This is a genomic window from Salinicoccus sp. HZC-1 (genome assembly GCF_046736035.1).
Classification (GTDB): Bacteria; Bacillota; Bacilli; order Staphylococcales; family Salinicoccaceae; genus Salinicoccus.
Map to the genome: position 1 here is coordinate 2627582 of NZ_CP177130.1, position 19768 is coordinate 2647349.

The 19768-nt window shown below is 46.6% G+C and carries 23 protein-coding genes; 10 read left to right on the plus strand and 13 right to left on the minus strand.

Annotated elements, in window-relative coordinates; genetic code table 11:
- Nucleotides 1-92 precede the first annotated feature (92 nt).
- Nucleotides 93-839, plus strand: coding sequence for a hydrogen peroxide-dependent heme synthase (gene hemQ, locus ACKRAT_RS13580; RefSeq protein ID WP_411842912.1), 747 nt, complete (start codon nt 93-95; stop codon nt 837-839).
- A gap of 222 nt (nt 840-1061) precedes the next feature.
- Here the strand turns inward: hemQ and ACKRAT_RS13585 are convergent, their stop codons facing one another.
- The 7 genes from ACKRAT_RS13585 to ACKRAT_RS13615 all read right to left on the minus strand — a co-directional run bounded on the left by ACKRAT_RS13585 (nt 1062) and on the right by ACKRAT_RS13615 (nt 4774).
- Nucleotides 1062-1772, minus strand: coding sequence for a hypothetical protein (locus ACKRAT_RS13585; RefSeq protein ID WP_411842913.1), 711 nt, complete (start codon nt 1770-1772; stop codon nt 1062-1064).
- On the minus strand, nt 1769-2641 hold the full coding sequence (locus tag ACKRAT_RS13590) for an ATP-binding cassette domain-containing protein (RefSeq protein WP_411844466.1): 873 nt from the start codon (nt 2639-2641) through the stop codon (nt 1769-1771). Before ACKRAT_RS13590 ends, ACKRAT_RS13585 begins: the two co-directional genes overlap by 4 nt.
- Nucleotide 2642: 1 nt before the next feature.
- A complete protein-coding gene (locus ACKRAT_RS13595; RefSeq protein ID WP_411842914.1) occupies nt 2643-3023 on the minus strand; it encodes a GntR family transcriptional regulator in 381 nt (126 codons plus the stop codon).
- A gap of 135 nt (nt 3024-3158) precedes the next feature.
- Nucleotides 3159-3374: a hypothetical protein gene (locus tag ACKRAT_RS13600; protein WP_411842915.1), complete on the minus strand. Its 216-nt coding sequence runs from the start codon at nt 3372-3374 to the stop codon at nt 3159-3161.
- Nucleotides 3375-3392: 18 nt separating this feature from the next.
- On the minus strand, nt 3393-3758 hold the full coding sequence (locus tag ACKRAT_RS13605) for a DUF423 domain-containing protein (RefSeq protein ID WP_411842916.1): 366 nt from the start codon (nt 3756-3758) through the stop codon (nt 3393-3395).
- A 33-nt stretch (nt 3759-3791) separates the two neighbouring features.
- Nucleotides 3792-4124: a DUF5327 family protein gene (locus ACKRAT_RS13610; protein WP_411842917.1), complete on the minus strand. Its 333-nt coding sequence runs from the start codon at nt 4122-4124 to the stop codon at nt 3792-3794.
- Nucleotides 4124-4774 (minus strand): uracil-DNA glycosylase, encoded by a 651-nt coding sequence (locus ACKRAT_RS13615; protein ID WP_411842918.1) that lies wholly within the window; start codon nt 4772-4774, stop codon nt 4124-4126. The genes ACKRAT_RS13610 and ACKRAT_RS13615 overlap by 1 nt, the downstream gene beginning before the upstream one ends.
- Before the next feature lie 114 nt (nt 4775-4888).
- On the opposite strand from ACKRAT_RS13615, the gene thiD reads away from it, so the two are divergent.
- From thiD to ACKRAT_RS13645, 6 genes are all read left to right on the plus strand, one after another.
- Complete coding sequence (gene thiD / locus ACKRAT_RS13620) at nt 4889-5719, plus strand: bifunctional hydroxymethylpyrimidine kinase/phosphomethylpyrimidine kinase (protein WP_411842919.1); 831 nt, start codon at nt 4889-4891, stop codon at nt 5717-5719.
- A gap of 63 nt (nt 5720-5782) precedes the next feature.
- Nucleotides 5783-6142: a DUF1806 family protein gene (locus tag ACKRAT_RS13625; RefSeq protein WP_411842920.1), complete on the plus strand. Its 360-nt coding sequence runs from the start codon at nt 5783-5785 to the stop codon at nt 6140-6142.
- Nucleotides 6143-6153: 11 nt separating this feature from the next.
- Nucleotides 6154-6822, plus strand: coding sequence for a bacillithiol biosynthesis deacetylase BshB2 (gene bshB2 / locus ACKRAT_RS13630; protein WP_411842921.1), 669 nt, complete (start codon nt 6154-6156; stop codon nt 6820-6822).
- Nucleotides 6823-6833: 11 nt separating this feature from the next.
- On the plus strand, nt 6834-7712 hold the full coding sequence (gene folE2, locus ACKRAT_RS13635; protein WP_411842922.1) for a GTP cyclohydrolase FolE2: 879 nt from the start codon (nt 6834-6836) through the stop codon (nt 7710-7712).
- Between the two features lie 160 nt (nt 7713-7872).
- Nucleotides 7873-9336, plus strand: coding sequence for a PTS transporter subunit EIIC (locus ACKRAT_RS13640; RefSeq protein WP_411842923.1), 1464 nt, complete (start codon nt 7873-7875; stop codon nt 9334-9336).
- 176 nt (nt 9337-9512) lie between these two features.
- The gene (locus ACKRAT_RS13645) at nt 9513-10028 is read left to right on the plus strand and encodes a DoxX family protein (RefSeq protein ID WP_411842924.1); all 516 of its coding nucleotides are present in this window, start codon (nt 9513-9515) and stop codon (nt 10026-10028) included.
- 365 nt (nt 10029-10393) lie between these two features.
- Here the strand turns inward: ACKRAT_RS13645 and ACKRAT_RS13650 are convergent, their stop codons facing one another.
- Genes ACKRAT_RS13650 through ACKRAT_RS13670 form a run of 5 tightly spaced genes read right to left on the minus strand, consistent with a single transcriptional unit; the run spans nt 10394 to nt 14732 of the window.
- Entirely contained in the window at nt 10394-11305 is a 912-nt protein-coding gene (locus tag ACKRAT_RS13650; RefSeq protein ID WP_411842925.1) for a Cof-type HAD-IIB family hydrolase, read from the minus strand.
- A gap of 51 nt (nt 11306-11356) precedes the next feature.
- Nucleotides 11357-11827 carry a tRNA adenosine(34) deaminase TadA gene (gene tadA / locus ACKRAT_RS13655; protein WP_411842926.1) on the minus strand — a complete coding sequence of 157 codons (471 nt, stop codon included), beginning with the start codon at nt 11825-11827 and terminating at the stop codon, nt 11357-11359.
- A 1-nt stretch (nt 11828) separates the two neighbouring features.
- Nucleotides 11829-12536, minus strand: a complete 708-nt coding sequence (locus ACKRAT_RS13660; protein ID WP_411842927.1) for an HAD family hydrolase — start codon at nt 12534-12536, stop codon at nt 11829-11831.
- A 43-nt stretch (nt 12537-12579) separates the two neighbouring features.
- Nucleotides 12580-13524 (minus strand): L-threonine 3-dehydrogenase, encoded by a 945-nt coding sequence (locus ACKRAT_RS13665; RefSeq protein ID WP_411842928.1) that lies wholly within the window; start codon nt 13522-13524, stop codon nt 12580-12582.
- 17 nt (nt 13525-13541) lie between these two features.
- Nucleotides 13542-14732, minus strand: a complete 1191-nt coding sequence (locus ACKRAT_RS13670) for a glycine C-acetyltransferase (RefSeq protein ID WP_411842929.1) — start codon at nt 14730-14732, stop codon at nt 13542-13544.
- Between the two features lie 136 nt (nt 14733-14868).
- On the opposite strand from ACKRAT_RS13670, the gene ACKRAT_RS13675 reads away from it, so the two are divergent.
- Genes ACKRAT_RS13675 through ACKRAT_RS13685 form a run of 3 tightly spaced genes read left to right on the plus strand, consistent with a single transcriptional unit; the run spans nt 14869 to nt 18388 of the window.
- The gene (locus ACKRAT_RS13675) at nt 14869-16059 is read left to right on the plus strand and encodes an amidohydrolase (RefSeq protein WP_411842930.1); all 1191 of its coding nucleotides are present in this window, start codon (nt 14869-14871) and stop codon (nt 16057-16059) included.
- Nucleotides 16032-17219 carry an amidohydrolase gene (locus tag ACKRAT_RS13680; protein ID WP_411842931.1) on the plus strand — a complete coding sequence of 396 codons (1188 nt, stop codon included), beginning with the start codon at nt 16032-16034 and terminating at the stop codon, nt 17217-17219. Before ACKRAT_RS13675 ends, ACKRAT_RS13680 begins: the two co-directional genes overlap by 28 nt.
- Complete coding sequence (locus tag ACKRAT_RS13685) at nt 17219-18388, plus strand: M20 metallopeptidase family protein (RefSeq protein WP_411842932.1); 1170 nt, start codon at nt 17219-17221, stop codon at nt 18386-18388. Before ACKRAT_RS13680 ends, ACKRAT_RS13685 begins: the two co-directional genes overlap by 1 nt.
- Nucleotides 18389-18479: 91 nt before the next feature.
- Here ACKRAT_RS13685 and tuf read toward each other — a convergent pair whose 3' ends face one another.
- Entirely contained in the window at nt 18480-19667 is a 1188-nt protein-coding gene (tuf, locus tag ACKRAT_RS13690) for an elongation factor Tu (RefSeq protein WP_411842933.1), read from the minus strand.
- Nucleotides 19668-19768 lie beyond the last annotated feature (101 nt).

The following is a 19768-nucleotide window of genomic DNA, read 5'->3' on the forward strand; positions in this document are numbered from 1 at the left end:
CTTTTCGTCACATTATTTCATCCCTATCTGCTTTTAAAACGTTTTCTTTAGTAGTAGAATTGAATATGACAATACAAAAGGAGAGATTTTGAATGAATGAAGCAGCACAAACACTGGATGGTTGGTATAGTCTTCACCTTCTTTATAACGTAGATTGGTCATCACTTCGTCTCCTCGATGAAGAAGCAGTGAGTACAATGGTTACAGAACTGCAAGGGTTCCTGGAACGCCAGGAAGAAGTGCATCAGAAAAATGAAGGCAGTTATTCCTTCTATAACATAACCGGCCAGAAAGCCGACCTGATCCTCTGGATGCTCCGTCCGACAATCGACGAGCTCAATACACTGGAACTGGAATTCAACAAACTCGCAATCAGCGACTTCCTGATTCCATCCTATTCATACGTTTCCGTCATCGAACTCAGCAACTATCTTGCCAAGGAGTCCGATGAAGATCCGTACCAGAACGAACACGTCAGAAAACGTCTGTATCCGGAAGTGCCCAAATCGCGCTACATCTGTTTCTATCCGATGGATAAGCGCCGCGAAGGCAATGACAACTGGTACATGCTCGATATGGAAAAACGCCGTGAACTCATGTATTCACACGGCATGATCGGCCGCGGCTATGCAGGCAAGGTCAAGCAGTTCATCACCGGTTCCGTCGGACTCGATGAATATGAGTGGGGTGTCACTTTATTCTCAGATGATATGATCCAGTTCAAGAAACTGATCTATGAGATGAGATTCGATGAAGTGTCCGCACGTTACGGCGAATTCGGAGATTTCTTTGTAGGTGTAAACCTGCCGGCTGAAGAGCTTCCGGCTTTCTTCAAGTAATCCGGGTTGTTTTAAGCCTTCCATATTCGGTTATATATAAAGAAAACCACAGCGGGGGGAGTAAAGATGGGCCGATTAATCAGAAGAGTCATCTATATGGCATTGCCGTTTTTAGTTAGAAAAATAAGAAACCGTAAAAAGAAATAATAGCGGCAGGTGGAAATCACCTGTATCCCATAAATACGGCCCCGGTTCAGACTGATCTGAACCGGGGCCATTTGTTTATTTTATCTTCATCGGGATGTCGCGGATCATCAGGCTGAGTATTCCATAGATTCCTGCAATGGCTGCTATGCTCACCAGGATCATAACCGGCAGACTCATTGCCAGGAAATTGTCGGTATTGAACCCGGGATCATCTCCCATGAACCAAATGATATCTGTACCCAGCGACAGGATGAAGCACAGTACGATGTACAGAATAATATCCAGCAGGATCATTGCCATTCCCGGCAGGAAACCCCGGTAGAATCCGACGCTGATCAGGAATCCACCAAGGAAATATAGTAGTGTCGACAGAAGGAATCCACCAACATGCACCAGTGTCTCTGTTCCACCTGACACCTCAGGAATACTTGTCCCGAACCATGGCATGAGGCCGAGCAGGAAGGATATCGCTGCCGTTAACGCTGTGATGAATAAAGTAACGAGGATTCCTGCAAGTGACACTGCACGGAGGAATATCTTTCTCGTAAGGCCAAGATTAATCGACCATTCCAAAAAGGTATATGCCGCAAGAATACCCAATACAAGCATATAGATCCTGTTTGCCGATAACGCCATGGCAAAGAATGACATTTCATTCAGTTCCGGCTCCCTGAGGAATACATTCAGAACGATGTAGACAAGGGCAAATATCGGGATATACCACAGGCTCCATTTGGTGAACTCCTTTGTATAATCCATTGTGGCAAGTCTTAATTTTCCACTCATTCTCTCTCCTCCTTCTTCTCTGTCAATCTGATGAACAGATCCTGCAGCTTCACTGTACTGATATCGAGGTACAGTCTGTCTATTTCTTTCAGTTGTTCCTCACTCAGTCTGCCCAGCACCATATCCGATCTGATCGGTCCAAGACGCTCTGTAGACAGCAGGTCCATACCGTTTGTGAACTGCGCCACCTTCTCTTCAGGTCCGCTGACCCTGAATCCGCGTTCGAGCAATACATCGAGCGGCTCCTGCAGCTTGACTCTGCCCTCGTGAATCATGATCACTTCATCGAAAAGATAATCCATCTCGGACACGATATGTGTGGAGAGTATGAATATTCTAGGCTTTTTTTCCTTTGCAGCGAGCACTTGTCTATAGAAGTATTCCCTTGAAGGGGCGTCCATGCCGTTTGTCACTTCATCGAAGATGGTGATCGGTGAATTGGAGGCAAGACCTATGCTTGCATTGGTTGCCGCCTGCTGGCCCTTCGACATTTTGTGGAGCGCCTTGTCTGTATCCGTACCGAAACCCTCCATCAACTCCAGTGCATAATCCATATCGAAATCTTCTTTATACCTCTGCGTCATCTCAAACATTTTTCTCGGTGAATCATATTCATCCGAATAATCCACTTCGTACAGAAAATCGACTTTGTCCATCAGATTTTCGTTTTCATAAGGATCGATGCCGTCAATGGTTATCCGGCCGGCCGTGGGTTTTCTGAACGATGCGATCAATGACAGGATCGACGTCTTCCCCGCCCCGTTCCGCCCGATGAGACCGTATATCTTTCCCGTTTCCATCTTAATGGTGACATCTTCCAGTATTTTGTCTTTTTTAATAGCCAGTGATACTTTGTCCAGCTGCAGCATTTTACTCACCCCGGCCACTTCCTTTCATATCATTGATAAGCTCGTTTATTTCCGTGGTCGTCAACCCCAGTTTTTTTGCTTCATCCATCATCGGTTTTAAATATCCGCTCTTGAAATTCTGCTTGCGTTCCTCCATCAATTTCTCCTTCGCGTCCGGTGCAACAAACATCCCGACACCTCTTTTCTTATAGATTACGCCCTGCTCCACCAACTGGTTTACACCTTTGGCAACTGTTAAATGATTGACCTTATAGAACTGTACAATCTCATTCGTTGAAGGGATTCTGTCGTGCGCCTTCAATGTTTCACTAATGATCTGGTCGCTGATCCAGTCTTTAATCTGTTCGAAAATCGGTTTGCGATCGTTCAGCTGGCCACTCAAACCACCACGCCCTCTCATATGGTTATATAGTTATGTATATAAGTATATACCACTGGTATGGGAATTGTAAACATCCTCTTTTTATATTATGCAGAAAAAAAAGACCCCGCCGAAGCGGAGTCCACAATACATATCCTATTTTCTGTTTCTCTCTGACTTTTTGATTTTCACCCTGCTGCGCATATACAGTGCAGCAGCTGCCAGCAGACCGATCATAGCCAGAATCTCACCGATGCTGATGGTGTTCGTAGTCATCAGATTAACGATGCCGCTGCCTGCGGCAAAAACGCCGATAAAAAGCAGGAAAACGATCAGATAGTGTCTGAAACTGTTATTTTTTGAGATAGTCACACCGCCATTTTCCTTCTTTTACAGTTTTACAATGCCGATGATCAGGCATACCCATCCTGCCAGGAAGAGCACACCGCCGATCGGTGTGATGGCACCGAGGATTGAAACCCCGCTCACTGCAAGAATATACAGTGATCCACTGAAGAATATGATGCCGAGCAGCATCAGCCACCCTGCGGCACCGAGCAGCGGTGCATCGGTAACCTGCATTAAAATTCCGAGCGCGATCATTCCGAGCGCGTGATACATCTGATACTGCACCGCTTTTTCCCAGACACCCATATAGTGCTCACTGATCTTTCCTTCCAGACCATGTGCACCGAATGCACCGAGTGCCACGGATATCAAAGCGTTCACTGCGCCGAATATTATAAACATTTTCATTCCATTTTCTCCTTTTATCTATGCGAATCAATTTTAGAACTCAAAAAGCGAATCTCCGTTGCCGAACCCGTCATCCGTTTCAAGCGTCTCTGCCGGAATCTGTTCCGGCTGTCGGGGCTGCTTTGCCCTCTTTTCAATCTTGCCGCCCATCATCGCAAGCATTTCCTGATCCTGTTCGCTCATGCCGGATGATTGCTGCTGCGGCTTCTCTGATACAGGGAGGCCTGCCGCACTGCCGACGTCTTTTTTCAGCAGTCCGACCAGCCGTTCCACCGCATATAAATGCTTTTCAAACTCATGCGGCTGGCTGGATACTTCCATGAGGTGGAGCTCCTGTTTCAACTCCGCTATGATCTGCGCTTTCATCACTGCTCACTCCAGTCGACAGGTTTCCGCCCATTCTCTTCCAGATAATCGTTCGTCCGGCTGAAAGGTTTCGTACCGAAAAATCCCCTATGTGCCGACAATGGACTGGGGTGTGTTGATTTTATGACGAGATGCTTATCGGTGTCGATCAGTTTTTCCTTCTGCTGAGCCGGTTTGCCCCAGAGGATGAACACAACATTTTCAAGATCATCCGAAACATGTTTGATGATGCCGTCGGTAAATGGCTGCCATCCCAGTTTCCTGTGGGAATTCGCTTCATGGGCATCCACTGTCAGGACAGTGTTGAGTAATAGAACACCCTCGGTCGCCCAGTCCTTCAGACTGCCGCCTTCCCTTACAATGCCAAGGTCACTCTCGAGTTCCTTATAGATGTTTCTGAGGGACGGCGGAATCTTTATTCCCTCGTTCACGGAAAACGCCAGCCCATGTGACTGATGTTCACCATGATAGGGATCCTGTCCGAGGATCACCACACGCACATTTTCAAATGGTGTGAGTTCAAAAGCTGTATATATCTGGTCGCGCGGCGGGAACACTTTCCCATTCTCATATCTCTGCTCCAGTTCGGTTTCCAGTTCGCTGAAATCATTTTCTTCCCTAATAGATTTAAAAACATCTTTCCATTCCATTTTAAATCACCTCTGTCTAAAGATTGATTATACCATTCTATTAGGCATGTCTCTAGAAATACACCGCTTATTATAGTAGAATATTATTATTAATTACAATGGAGGAATGTTCCTATGGCACTTAAAAAAACACTTACAATCGCAGGCTCGGACACTAGTGGCGGTGCGGGTATCGCAGCAGACCTGAAAACGTTTCAGGAACACGAAACTTACGGCATGACAGCACTGACTACTATCGTAACAATGGACCCGGAAACATGGTCCCATGGTGTAAACCCAATTCCTCTGGAAGTTGTCGATGCACAACTTGAGACAGTACTATCCATCTCACCTGATGCCATCAAGACGGGCATGCTCCCTTCTGAAGAGGTGATTGAACGCAGTAAAAATGCATTCCTGAACAGTGATGCGAAACATTTCGTCATCGATCCGGTCATGGTATGCAAAGGGGACGATGAGGTGCTTAATCCGGGACTCGTCGATGCGATGGTTGAACATCTGCTCCCTCATGCAACGGTCGTGACACCAAACTTATTTGAAGCGGGACAGCTTGCCGGATATAAAACACCTTCTACACTGGAAGCTGCAAAAAAATGTGCAGAAGTGATTTATGAAAAAGGTGCAAAACACGTTATCATCAAAGGTGGTTCTGAAATCGAAGGCGACAAGGCAGTCGATGTCTACTACGACGGTAACGAGTTCCATATGCTGACAAGCGATAAAATCGATGCTTCCTACAACCATGGTGCCGGCTGCACATTTGCCGCAGCAATTACAGCAAACCTTGCGAATGGCCTCACGCCGCTCGAAGCGATTCAAAACGCTAAAGCATTCGTCACTTCCGCCATCAAAAACGGATGGAAGATGAACGAACACGTTGGCGTTGTCCGCCACGGTGCTGCGAACAGCGTGGAGAAAATCGAAGTGCAGGACGAACAGATATAGAAAATGGGGAGATAGCATGCCTATCTCTTTTCTATGTACTATTTTAAGGAGCGGTTAACATATATGGAGAAAATAGATCGCGGAGAAGTACAGACTTTACTCGATAATTATCAAAATAAAAAAGTGTACGTCCATGTCGAAGTGACGAGCGGGATGTATGCTTCGCACATGGACGAGCGGGTGTTCAACTCCGGCATGTTTTTAAGGAACGTACAGGTTGAATTTACCCAGGGTGCGATTCGCGGCGGCAGCGATGGTGAATTCCGTGTCGGGCTGAAGCTCGATAACGGCGGATGGATCTATGTCCTCGGACTCACTCATTTTGAAGTCAATGACAATGATGAATTCATCATGCATGGCTTCAACTATGATGGCAAGCTCGCCAGTGCACTTGAAATCTCTACTAAAGAATTCTTTAAATAGGAGGAATGGCTATGGAAAAGGAAAGACAAGTTCTCGTCGTATTTCCACATCCGGACGATGAAGCTTTCGGTGTCAGCGGAACGATGAGCCAGTATGTGGATATGGGTGTGCCTGTCACTTATGCATGCCTGACATTCGGCGATATGGGACGCAATCTGGGCTATCCTCCGTTTGCAACGAGAGAATCATTGCACAGCATACGCAAAAAGGAAGTTGAAGAAAGTGCACGTCTGATCGGACTGACCGATCTGAGGCTGCTCGGCTACCGTGATAAGACACTGGAGTTTGAAGAACTGGGACATCTGAAAGGTGTAATGAAAGATTTGATCGATGAATTGAATCCGAGTAAAATCATCACTTTTTATCCGGGGTATTCAGTCCACCCGGATCATGAGGCCACTGCAGAAGCGGTCATAGAAGCTGTAAAAGAGATGCCGGAAGATACCCGCCCCAAGCTTCAGCTGGTGGCATTCAGCAATAACACATTGAAGGAACTGGGTGAACCGGATATCATTGTGGATATAGACGGCTATCAGGAGCGTAAAGAACAGGTGATGGCGGCGCATAAATCACAGACCGGCCCACTCCTCGCGTCACTTGCAGCAGACACGCAGGAAGGCAAAGAAGCTCGCGACATGTGGATGAAATATGAAACATTCTATAGTTATAATGTAGATTAAGGAGTAGAAGCATGGAAGAACTGGACCTTACGACACGAGAAGGACGTTTTAAACATTTCGGTTCCGTGGACCCGATTGAAGGAACGAAGCCAATAGAGAAAGAGCTTATGGTCGACTTACAAAACTCGAAAAAAGACTTTTTATTCGAAGTGGATTCCGTAGGGATCAACAACTTGAGCTATCCGGTAGTCATTGGTGACTTCCAGTCTGTGGGAAACTTCGAACTTGCAACAAGTCTGAAAAGAAATGAAAAGGGCATCAACATGAGCCGTATCCTGGAATCCCTTGAAACTAAAAACGAGGGTGGCGTTACGCTCGATTTCTCAACACTCGAATCAGTGCTGGAAACATTGCGCGAGCGCATGAACCAGACATCCGCTGAAGTCACCGCAGACGCCAAATGGTATTTCAAAAAGCCGAGTCCGTACACGCAGCTCACCGGCATGGCACATGCAGACGTGAAGTACTCATTGGAAATCGGCGAGACAGGCACGACACGCAAACAGCTCGGCATGACGGCAATGGTTACAACGCTCTGTCCGTGCTCGAAAGAAATCAGTGAGTACAGTGCACATAATCAGCGCGGTTATGTCAAAGTATTGCTGGATATCGATCCCGCTGCAGAATTGCCGGAAGATCACAAAGAACAGTTGTATGAAGCGATGGAGATCAATGCATCTTCACAGCTCTATCCGATTCTGAAACGCACAGACGAAAAAATGGTCACAGAGCGTGCATATGAAAATCCGCGCTTTGTAGAAGACCTTATCCGCCTGATTGCATATGATCTCGCAGAATTCGACTGGGTCAAAGGCTTCGAACTCGAATGCCGCAATGAAGAAAGCATCCACCAGCACGATGCATTCAGCAGAATGAGATATCAGAAATAATGCAACTCCTCCTCCGTCCGAGGGGGAGTTCATTTTTTCATGAGCATTTACAGATCATTTCTTTATTGACTGGGATATTAAAGTATTTACATGCACTTCATATAAGGAATTCAGGGTAATATGAATACATACCAAATGAGAAAGAAAGGTGAAATCATTCATGAAGAAGAAAGAGGAGCATCAAAAATTAGCGGCCCAGATCATTCAATTGGTGGGCGGCGAAGAAAATATCGATAATGTCATCCATTGCGTTACACGTCTCCGTTTTCATTTGAAAAATGACACCCTCCCCAAAACCGGGGAAGTTAAAGAGTTGAAGGGGGTTATGGGCGTGGCCGAAGCAGGCGGTCAATACCAGGTGGTGATCGGTGCAGCGGTTGAGGATGTTTACAGAGAAGTCGCGGCTCAGCTGAACCTCTCCCCGGACCGGTCCCAAAGTCGAAAAGATGTTTCTGATGATAATGAGGACCGCACCTTTTGGGGGACATTCAAACATCGCGGCAACCAGCTCATCGGCGTCATTACCGGTTCGGTGATGCCCATCATCAGCATCCTTGCTGCTGCCGGAATCATCAAGGGCCTGCTGTCTTTATTCGTCGGATTGAATCTTGTCACTGATACCGGCACCGCCTATCTGATCATTAACGCAATGGCAGATGCCGTATTTTATTTCCTGCCTGTTCTAGTCGGCTTTAACGCTGCGAAGCGATTGAATGGCAACCCGCTTCTGACAGCCGTTATCGGCGGCGTCATCATTCATCCGACAGTCCTTGAAGCCGCTGACAGTGGATTGAGCATCTTCTCTGTCGGAGCATTCGACTTTCCGTTCGTTTCTTATACATATTCCATCTTTCCAATGATATTGGCCGCCTGGCTTGTGAAAAAATTGGAGAACTGGCTGAAAAGCTGGGTTTCATCTTATATCCAGGCTATATTTATACCGATTGTTGTGATTGGTGCCGTTTCTTCCATAACAATCATTATTACAGGCCCGGTTCTGGTCGGGCTCTCCCTGGCCATGGCAAATGGACTGGAAACTTTGCTGAGTCTGAATGCGCCTGTTTTTGCGGCTGTCATTAATTCATTTTATCAATTGCTTGTCGTCTTCGGCCTGCACTGGGGAATCATCCCGATTTATGTCAACGACTTTGCGACGCTGGGTTACAGTTATTTCTCAGCCATAGTGAGTGTCACAATCGTCGGACAGGCCGGTGCAGCACTGGGTGTTGCCTTCAAAACGAAAAAAGCAGACATAAAAGAACTGGGATATGCAGGTGCGATTTCAGCTTTTTGCGGAATAACAGAGCCAGCCATCTATGGGATCAACCTGCGTTTCCGCAGGCCATTCATCTGCGCCAGCATCGCCAGTGCAGTCGGCGGGTTTTTAACGGGCGTATTCGAGATCAACATGTGGAGCATCATCGGCTCCATCATCGGACTGCCTTCTTTCATCGATCCGGAGCACGGCATTACGGCGAATTTCTGGTATGCCGTGCTCGTCACAGCCATCACGTTGTTCCTGGCCTTCGCCCTGACCTACGTTTGGGGCTACAGCGATAAGATGGAGATGTCCGAAAGACGTGAGAAACCTAAAAATCCAACTAAACCAAACCCTGACAATTAATGCAGTTTTAAGACAGATTCCGATTTGATTCGGAGTCTGTTTTTTTTGGTCATTTCCATTCCACTTCAATCCCATAAATTATTGAGATTTTTTTCACAAATTATATTGACTTCGTGATAATATTCACATATAATGAAATCAAAGAAGAGAACGTAAATACGAAAGGAGAAAATAAAATGCTTAAAAAATTGCTGGAGCATAAGATCAGTGAGTATGTGTTGTTAGTTTTAAGAGTTTACCTGGGGGTTGGCTGGTTCACGAGCGGACTCGGAAAAGTGACGGGAGGATTCGACGCTTCAGGCTTCCTGCAAAATGCGATACAGAATCCGGTAGTCGGTCCCGACGGAAATGCTGTCTATCCCTGGTATACATTTTTAGTCGATAACGTCTTTCTTTCAATGACACCTGCGATAAACCTGATCATTCCATGGGGTGAGCTCCTTGTCGGTCTCGGTCTTATCGTCGGCGGATTTACAGCCTATGCTGCATTCTTCGGACTGCTCATGAACTTCTCGTTCCTGTTTGCCGGAACGGTATCCGTAAACCCGCTCTACATCCTGATCGGTATCGTCATCCTTGCTGCCGGATATAAAGCGGGAAGCCTCGGAGTTGACCGTTTCTTGAAACCTTCAATGGAAAAGCATGCATTCAGATTCTTCAACCACCGCAGTCCTGAACGGAAAGTAGCTTAAACCGAACATCCCCCCGAATATAAAAACTGCTTCAGCACTGTCAGTAGATGTGACGGTGCTGAAGCTTTTTGTTTAATGTATCAGCAGGCGAAAGAGCAGGATAAAGGTAAAGGAAAGGACGGGACTGGAAAAGTGGATGATGAAAACGGGGTTGAAGAGGCAATGCCAGTCAGATTAAATACGGAGGGATAATTCTTCATCAGTACTGCAACTTTTACGAGGCATTTATCTTATCGTCGGTCATGAAACGAAACAGATGAAGCGATATACGTCCCTCCCCTCCTCAACTACAGCAAAAAACGGGCGGGAACCTTAACTCACCAAGATTCCCGCCCGTTTTCCCACTCATTAAATTAATCTTACGTTCAGTTCTCTGATTCTGCGGATGCCGGTCCTGCAGCCGCTTCTTTGCGTTCCATCTCCGCCAGAGCTTCTTCAATGGCAATCGCAACGCCGTCTTCCATATTTGTCTCAGTGACTTTATCTGCGATTGCTTTGACTTCGGAAGCTGCGTTACCCATGGCAACGGATAAGCCCGAACGTTTCAGCATGGAGATATCATTTAGATTGTCCCCTACAGTCATGACGTCTTTCATGTTGATTTCCATGACATCCGCGATGTGTTCCAGTGCGATGCCCTTTTGGGCATTTTCATGTGTAAGTTCGATATTTCCTGCCGATGAGGAAGAAACAGCCAGATTGCCGATCTCATTGAGCCCGTTCTTTGCCCTTACCAGTTTTGCTTTGCTTTCCGATGTTGCTAAAAACTTGAGAACGTTCTCGTCCCCTCTTTCGAAGATTGCCTTGTAGTCATCCACTTCGACGAGTGTTCCGCGTTCCAGCCGTTCTTCCATAAACTTGCGGATCCGTGTTTCATTTGCTTGTTGACCCATCTGTTCTGACAGGTCGATGAATACTTGTATATCCCTTTCGATGCTTGTTGTATATATAGCACGATCTGTATAGATCTGATAGAATATCCCTTCTGCTTTAAACACATCAGACACTTCATCGATAAGTTCTGAATTCAAAGCTGAGGTCGACAGAATCTCGCTGGACTCATTGCGGACTTCTGCGCCGTTCAGGCAGATGTAAGGCACCTTCATATCCAGTTTGCTGACTATACCATGTGCTTCATAAAATGCACGACCTGTTGCAATGACGACTTGGACTCCCTTGTCCATCGCCTTTTGTATCGCTTCTCTTGTCCGTCCGGTGATATCGTGATCCGGGGTCAGCAAGGTTCCATCCATATCCAATGCGATCAGTTTGACCATAAGCGTTCTAAAACTCCCTTATACTGTTTTGACTCTATTTTATCAGAAAATTTAATCAGCTGCTCTTCTTTTACGTGTTTCTCTTAATTTTTTGAAGAATGAAGTAAGCATGACGCTGCACTCTTCTTCCATTACACCGCTTGTGACTGTTGCCCGATGATTGAACCGCGGCTCTTCCAGCAGGCTCATCAAGCTGTCCACTGTCCCGCCTTTCGGGTCTTTCGCCCCGTAGACGACATGCGGGATGCGGCTCATTACAACCGCTCCGGAACACATCACACAAGGCTCTAAAGTAACATATAATGTGCATGCCTCCAACCGCCAGGACCCTATTTTTCCACTTGCTTCATTGATTGCAATGATTTCTGCATGGGTCAATGGATTTTGTGAGGATTCCCGCCTGTTATGTCCACGGGCGATTATCTCCCCCTTATGTACAATAACAGCGCCAATTGGCACTTCACCGGCGGCTTCCGCTTTCCTGGCTTCCGCCATGGCATGCTTCATAAATTCCTCGTGCATACTATTTACAGCCTTCCTGCATTATGAATTCTTCATTTTCATATAAATCCCTGACACTCCCGATTATGATATCGGCACCTTCCAAATCCTGTTCCCGGCACGTACCGCTGAGCACTCCGATCGTCCGCAGTCCTTCATCCAGACCGAGCATCGTATCGGATTTGTTGTCGCCCACCATGACCATGTCTGAAACTGTATAGCCGTGCCGTTCCATCAGTGGTTCGAGCATGCGGAAATCCGGCTTGTGATGAGAGCTGTCATCTCCTGCAACGATATCTTCAATGAGCGGCTCCAACTTGAACTTTTTGACGAAATACTCCGTACTTGCCCTGCTGTCGCTTGTAACGATCACATTTTTGAAACCGTCATCATGAAGCTGCTCCAGTACCTCTCTAGAACCTTCAATCAATTCCATACTCTCAAGTATTTCTTCCAAGCTGTCTTCATAATGCTTCCGCATCCAGGCAGCAGCCCCGGACTCATATCCTTCAAAATGGTTTTGGATCATCTCGCCTGTACCGCTCGCAAGTATCGAGTTCGGCGCAATCTCACCGTCAATCAGGCCCAGTTCATAAGCGAGCTGGTTTTTAATGTCATGCCTGTCGAACTCTTCCGCAAACGCCTGGATGACCTGTTTAGCATATGGCGTCCAGATTTTTTGATAGTTCAGCAGCGTACCATCTTTATCAAATAAAATTACCCGCGTCATTTTGCCTCCTAAGTTTAGAAAAATAAGAAGGCTTGACGCCTTCTTATCGTTTATTTCGTATCGCTTCCAGCATTGTCTCTGTCATTCTGGCAAGATTGTACTTGGGCTCGAAATCCCACTGGTTTACAGCTTCACTGGCATCGATCGCATTCGGCCAGGTTTCGGCAATCCCCTGGCGTACCGGATCGACATCATAATCCAGTTCGAATTCCGGAATATGTTTTCTGATTTCATTCGCAACCATCTCAGGATTGATGCTCATCGCCGTCACGTTGAATGCATTGCGGTCTTTCAGCCTGTCTGTATCTGCTTCCATCAGATCAATGATTGCATCAATCGCATCATCCATATACATCATATCCATATTTGTATCTTTATCTATATAAGAGGTGTATCTGCCATTTTTTACCGCTTCAAAATAAATTTCCACAGCGTAGTCCGTCGTTCCGCCGCCCGGTTCCTTTACATATGAAATGAGCCCCGGGAATCTGACGCCGCGGGTATCTACACCAAATTTTTCAAAATAGTAATCACATAGAAGTTCGCCGGCAACTTTATTGACCCCGTACATTGTCGTCGGACGCTGGACAGTGACCTGCGGCGTGTTTTCTTTGGGCGTGGACGGGCCGAATGCGCCGATTGAACTCGGTGTAAAGAATTTCAGTCCGGACTCTCTGGCGAGCTCCAGTGTATTTACAAGGCCGCCCATATTAATCTCCCAGGCAAGCTGTGGGTTTTTCTCACACGTTGCACTGAGCAGGGCTGCCATATGCATGATGGTATCAGGCTTGAAGGATTCAGCGATCTCCCTCAGGCGTGCGCCGTCTCTTACATCCAGTATTTCGAATGGCTTCCCTTTGAGTTCTTCATTTTCCGGTTCTTTTATATCTGTTGGAAGGACATTTTCCTCACCATATTTTTCTCTCAGTTTCAACGTCAGTTCCGTACCAATCTGACCGAGAGCCCCTGTTATTATAATTCGTTCCATTGTGTACTCCTTCGTTATTATGAGATTACATTAAGTTCCCTGCCGACTTTTTCGTAAACCGCGAGTGCTTCATCAAGCATCTCTTTTGTGTGGGCTGCCGTCGGCATATTTCTTACGCGTCCCGTACCTTTCGGCACTGTCGGGAAGATGATGGATTTTGCATATACGCCTTCTTCCATGAGACGTTTGGAGAATTCCTGCGTTGTTTTCTCATCACCGATGATGCATGGTGTGATCGGTGTTTCCGAGTTGCCGATATTAAAGCCAAGTTCTTTGAGACCTTTTTTAAGATAATCCCCATTTTCCCAAAGCTTGTCATGCAGTTCTGTAGAATCCATCAGCATTTGGACGGCTTCCGTAATCGCACGGGTGTCTCCCGGAGTCAATGAAGTGGAGAACAGGAATGGACGTGCCGCCACTTTCAGGTAATCGATCAAATCCTGAGAACCGGCGACATATCCGCCTACAACACCAATCGCTTTTGATAAGGTACCCATCTGCATATCGATATCGTTCTGCAGGCCGAAGTGCTTGACCGTGCCGGCGCCTTTGCCCATGACACCTGATCCATGTGCGTCATCCACATAAGTGATCAGATCAAATTCTTTGGCAATTTCAGCAATTTCCGGCAGCAGTGCAACATCGCCATCCATTGAGAATACGCCATCCGTGATATACATCACTTTTTTATATAATCCCGACTCGACCGCTTCTTTGGCTTTCTTCCTCAAATCGTCCATATCCGAGTGATTCACACGAATGATTTTTGCGCGTGAAAGACGGCAGCCATCGATGATGGAAGCGTGGTTCAATTCGTCAGATAGAATGGCGTCCTCTTTATTCATAACCGCCTGGATGGCAGCCATGTTACAGTTGAAACCGGACTGGAATGCTACTGCCGCCTCTGTCCCCTTAAATTCAGCAAGCTTCTTCTCGAGTTCAACATGAAGGTCGAGTGTACCATTGATCGTACGTACGGCTCCTGCACCCACCCCGTGGGAATCAATTGCCTCTTTCGCCACCTTTTTAAGCGTTTCATCCGTCGCCAGTCCAAGGTAGTTGTTGGAAGACAGGTTGATCAGTTTTTGACCTTCGATTGTAATTTCAGCACCATTTGCGCCTTCCACTACGTTTATCTCATTGTACAGTCCATTGTCCTTAAGTTCCTGCAGATTTGATGCAAGATACTCGTCCAAAATTTTAGACATCCCAAATCTCCTCCTCTTTTCTTTATCATATCACAAGTGAATACTGACTTAGAATTGAAAAACAACGATCTATAATGTTTATAAAACTCCGAAAATTTGATAAAATAATCTAATATAAATTATGGAGGCGAAACTTATGGAAATAAAAGAAATAGCAGAATCCATTTTACCTGAAATGATAGAAACGAGACGCTATATGCATATGCACCCGGAAGTATCCTTTCATGAAACAGAGACATACAAATACATACTGGACCGTTTAAGGGAATATCCAGAATTGACGATAAGGGAAAATATCGGCGGCGGCGGACTGCTCGCTACAATCGGCAATGCCCCCCACCCCCACGTTGCAGTGCGTGCCGACTTCGACGCCCTTCCCATACAGGATGAAAAGGATGTACCTTATAAATCCACCGTGGACGGTGTAATGCATGCCTGCGGGCATGATGCCCATACAAGCACGCTGCTCGCTCTGCTGGACACTGTCTATAATAATAAAGAACACTTGAAAGGCAGTGCCTCCTTCCTCTTCCAGTTCGCCGAGGAAGTGCAGCCGGGCGGCGCCATTTCCATGGTCGAAGACGGTGTTCTGGACGGCATCGATAAAGTATACGGCCAGCACTACTGGAGCCAGTATCCAACAGGTCTCATAAGAACAAAACCGGGCCCGCTCGTGGCGAGCCCCGACTACTTTGAGATTACAATACAGGGAAAAGGCGGCCACGCCGCACATCCCCATGATGCAGTGGATCCGATAGTCATTGTTTCAGAGCTCATCACAAGCCTCCAGACGACTGTTGCGAGACAGGTCTCCCCATTGGATAATGCAGTGGTCACTGTGGGCAAAATACGTGCCGGGGATGCCTTTAACGTCATTCCTGATACAGCAACGATTACCGGTACAGTCCGCACATTCAAACAGGAAACAAAACAGATGATCCACGACGTCTTTCATAAAGAGGCAAAACTCACGGCTGAAAAACGGGGGGCAACAGCGGATATCGTCTACAACTTCGGCTATCCTGCGGTAATCAATCATGAAGAGGAAGCTGCTGTTGTACGCCAGGCGGCAGAAGAAGCGGGCATTGAATTTGAAGAATCAAAACCTCTGATGATCGGGGAGGACTTCTCATATTTCATCAACGAACGTCCCGGCGCGTTTTTCTTCACCGGCTCCGGCAATCATGAAAAGCTGAGTGATTTTGTCCACCATCATCCTAAATTTGATATGGACGAAGATGCGATGGTCAGCGGCTTATCCATGTTTATGAAAATACTTGAAATCGAGCAGGTGATCGAATGGAAACAAGCCAAATTGAAAAACTGACACAGAAAAACTATAACGAACTGGTCAGGCTCCGCCGTCATTTTCATATGTATCCGGAACTTTCATTCCAGGAAGTCCAGACACCGGCATACATTGCACAGTATTTAAGAGAGCTCGGACTCGATGTCCAGGAAGGCATCGGCGGACGGGGTGTCGTCGGGCGTCTGATCATTGATGAGGCATTGCCGACGGTTGCGCTGCGCGCCGACTTCGATGCATTGCCGATTCAGGACATGAAGGATGTCCCTTATAAATCGACGGTGCCGGGGGTAATGCATGCCTGTGGGCACGATGCCCATACGGCCGTCGTACTTACAGTTGCACGCATACTATCACAGCATAAGGATGAATTGACCGGCAACGTCGTCTTCATCTTCCAGCATGCTGAGGAAGTCGATCCCGGCGGTGCAATCCAGATGATTGCGGACGGATGCCTGGACGGCGTGGATGCGATATTCGGGCAGCATGTAACCAGCAGTCTGGAAGTCGGGACCATAGGATATAAATATGGCACAGCAACAGGGATGCCGGATGACTTCACGATTAAAATCCATGGCCGCGGCGCCCATGCGTCAAAGCCGCATGTTGCAATCGATCCGGTTGCGGCCGCTATCACTTTCTGTAATCAGCTGCAGTATGCGGTAACGAGAAAATCCAAACCAATGGAGCCTGTCGTTCTCTCCATCACAATGTTCAACGGCGGTCACCAGCATAACGTGATACCGGATATAGTGACAGTTGGCGGAACCATCCGCACATTCACATCAGAGGCGCAAAATGTCATGATTACCGAGCTGAAGAAGTGCTTGGAGGGGCTCGTGACCACTACAGGCATTTCATATGATCTGGATTACATGAAAGGTTATCCGCCCGTTGTGAACGATACTGATAAAACAGATATTGTGCTCGAATCTGCAAAAGAGATTTCAACCGTCAAAGAAGTGGAAGAATTGGAACCTGATTTGGGCGGGGAAGACTTCTCCTATTACTTACAGCGTGTACCGGGAACCTTTTATTACACAGGAACGCGTAATTCAAACTTCAAAGCAGATTATCCCCATCATCATTCTAAATTCGATGTTGATGAAAAAGGTTTGGAAAACGCTGTATCCGTCATGCTTAAATCCGTATTTACGTTTTTTGAGAAGGAGACAAAATAATGATGAACATAACCAAAGAGATAGAAGCGCACTATGATGATATGGTTGAAATCAGACGTCATATGCATATGAACCCTGAAATCTCATTCCAGGAAGAAAATACGAAGCAATATATCTTTGACCAGATTAAAAACCTTGGTTTCGATATAAAAAGGGATGTCGGCGGCAATGGCATTGTGGCCAGACTTCAAGTGGACAACAGTTATAAAACTGTGGGGCTGCGTGCAGATTTTGATGCACTCCCGATCCAGGATGAAAAAGAGGTGCCTTATAAATCACAGGTCGACGGTGCAATGCATGCCTGCGGACATGATGCCCACACTGCCATGCTGATTACAGTTGCCCGCATTCTCTCAGAGCATAAAAACGAGCTCCCGGTTAATGTTGTCTTTATTCACCAGCATGCTGAAGAGGTGCTCCCCGGCGGTGCCAGATCCATGGTGGAGGATGGTGCACTTGATGGCGTCGATTATATATTTGGACAGCACGTATCCAGCAATTATCCTGTAGGCACACTATCATATACATACGATTATGCGTATGCCAGTGCAGATTCATTTGCAATCAAAGTACAAGGCCAGGGCGGGCATGGTGCAGAACCCCATGAGGCTGTAGATCCTGTTGTCGCAACAGCCTCCCTTATACAACAGCTCCAATCCATCGTTTCAAGGACAACAGATCCATTAAAATCTGCAGTGGTCACCGTGGGTACATTCAACAGCGGTACAGTGTTCAATGTCATTCCGGATACTGCAGAAATCCGGGGCACCGTCCGCACTTTCGAAAGAGAAGTAAAAGAAAAAGTCCAGCACCGCATCGAAGGCATTGCCAGAGGAATCGAATCAAGTTTCGATGTGCTGTGTACAGTGGACTATACAGACGGCTACCCTGCCCTCTTAAATGACAATGAGCACGTGGATCATATTATAGAGGCGATGCAGTATGCTGAATATGTAAAAATCGTTGAAGAGAACCTCCCCTCCATGGGTGGCGAGGACTTCGCATACTTCCTGCAGAATAAACCCGGTGCCTATGTGTACACCGGTGTAGGGAACAGCGATATTAAAGCCGACTATCCACATCATCACCCAATGTTTGATATCGATGAAACAGGGATGAAAGCCGGCGTAGAAACGCTTGTTAAAATAGTGCTGGGGTTTCAGCGGTAACTAATTTAAGCAGGGTGCTCCGGCACTCTGCTTTTTCTGTATAAAAAAGAAGCTTAGACAAATGTCTAAGCTTCAATCCTGTATGCTGAAATTATTTAACGATTTCAGTTACAACGCCTGATCCTACAGTACGTCCACCCTCACGGATAGAGAAACGCGTACCGTCTTCGATAGCGATTGGAGAAATGAGTTCAACTGCCATTTCAACGTTGTCGCCAGGCATAACCATTTCAGTTCCTTCTGGAAGGTTAACTACGCCAGTTACGTCAGTTGTACGGAAGTAGAACTGCGGACGGTAGTTACCGAAGAATGGAGTGTGACGTCCACCCTCTTCTTTTGAAAGAACATAAACTTCAGCTTTGAAGTTTGTGTGTGGAGTGATGGATCCAGGTTTAGCAAGTACTTGTCCACGCTGGATATCTTCACGAGCTACCCCACGGAGCAAAGCACCGATGTTGTCGCCAGCTTCTGCATAGTCAAGAAGCTTACGGAACATTTCAACACCTGTAACTGTTGTTTTACCGGATTCTTCAGCAAGACCGATGATTTCAACTTCGTCACCGACTTTGATTTGTCCACGGTCAACACGTCCAGTTGCAACTGTACCACGGCCAGTGATTGAGAATACATCCTCAACAGGCATCATGAATGGTTTGTCAGAGTCACGCTCTGGAGTTGGAATGTAAGTGTCTACAGCTTCCATCAATTCAAGAATTTTATCTTCGTATTCTTCAACGCCTTCAAGAGCTTTAAGAGCTGAACCAGCGATTACAGGGATGTCGTCGCCAGGGAAGTCGTATTCGGAAAGAAGTTCGCGAACTTCCATTTCAACAAGTTCAAGAAGTTCTTCGTCGTCTACCATGTCAACTTTGTTAAGGAATACAACAAGTGCCGGTACACCAACGTTACGTGAAAGCAGGATGTGCTCACGAGTTTGTGGCATTGGGCCGTCTGCAGCAGATACTACGAGAATACCGCCGTCCATTTGAGCAGCACCAGTGATCATGTTTTTAACATAGTCAGCGTGGCCTGGGCAGTCAACGTGCGCATAGTGGCGACTTTCTGTTTCATACTCGATGTGAGATGTGTTGATTGTGATACCACGCTCTTTTTCTTCTGGAGCGTTGTCGATCTGAGCGTAGCTCTGAGCTTCGCCGGAACCTCTTTTAGCAAGAACAGTTGCGATAGCAGCTGTTAGAGTTGTTTTACCGTGGTCGACGTGACCAATTGTACCAATATTGGCATGTGTTTTGGAACGGTCAAATTTTTCTTTAGCCATTGTGTTATACCTCTCCTTAAATATAAATTATTTTTTTATTTGAAACTCGGAGCGGGGGTCCCGCCCGAGGTGTTTCTAAAATCACTTATAAATGATTTAGC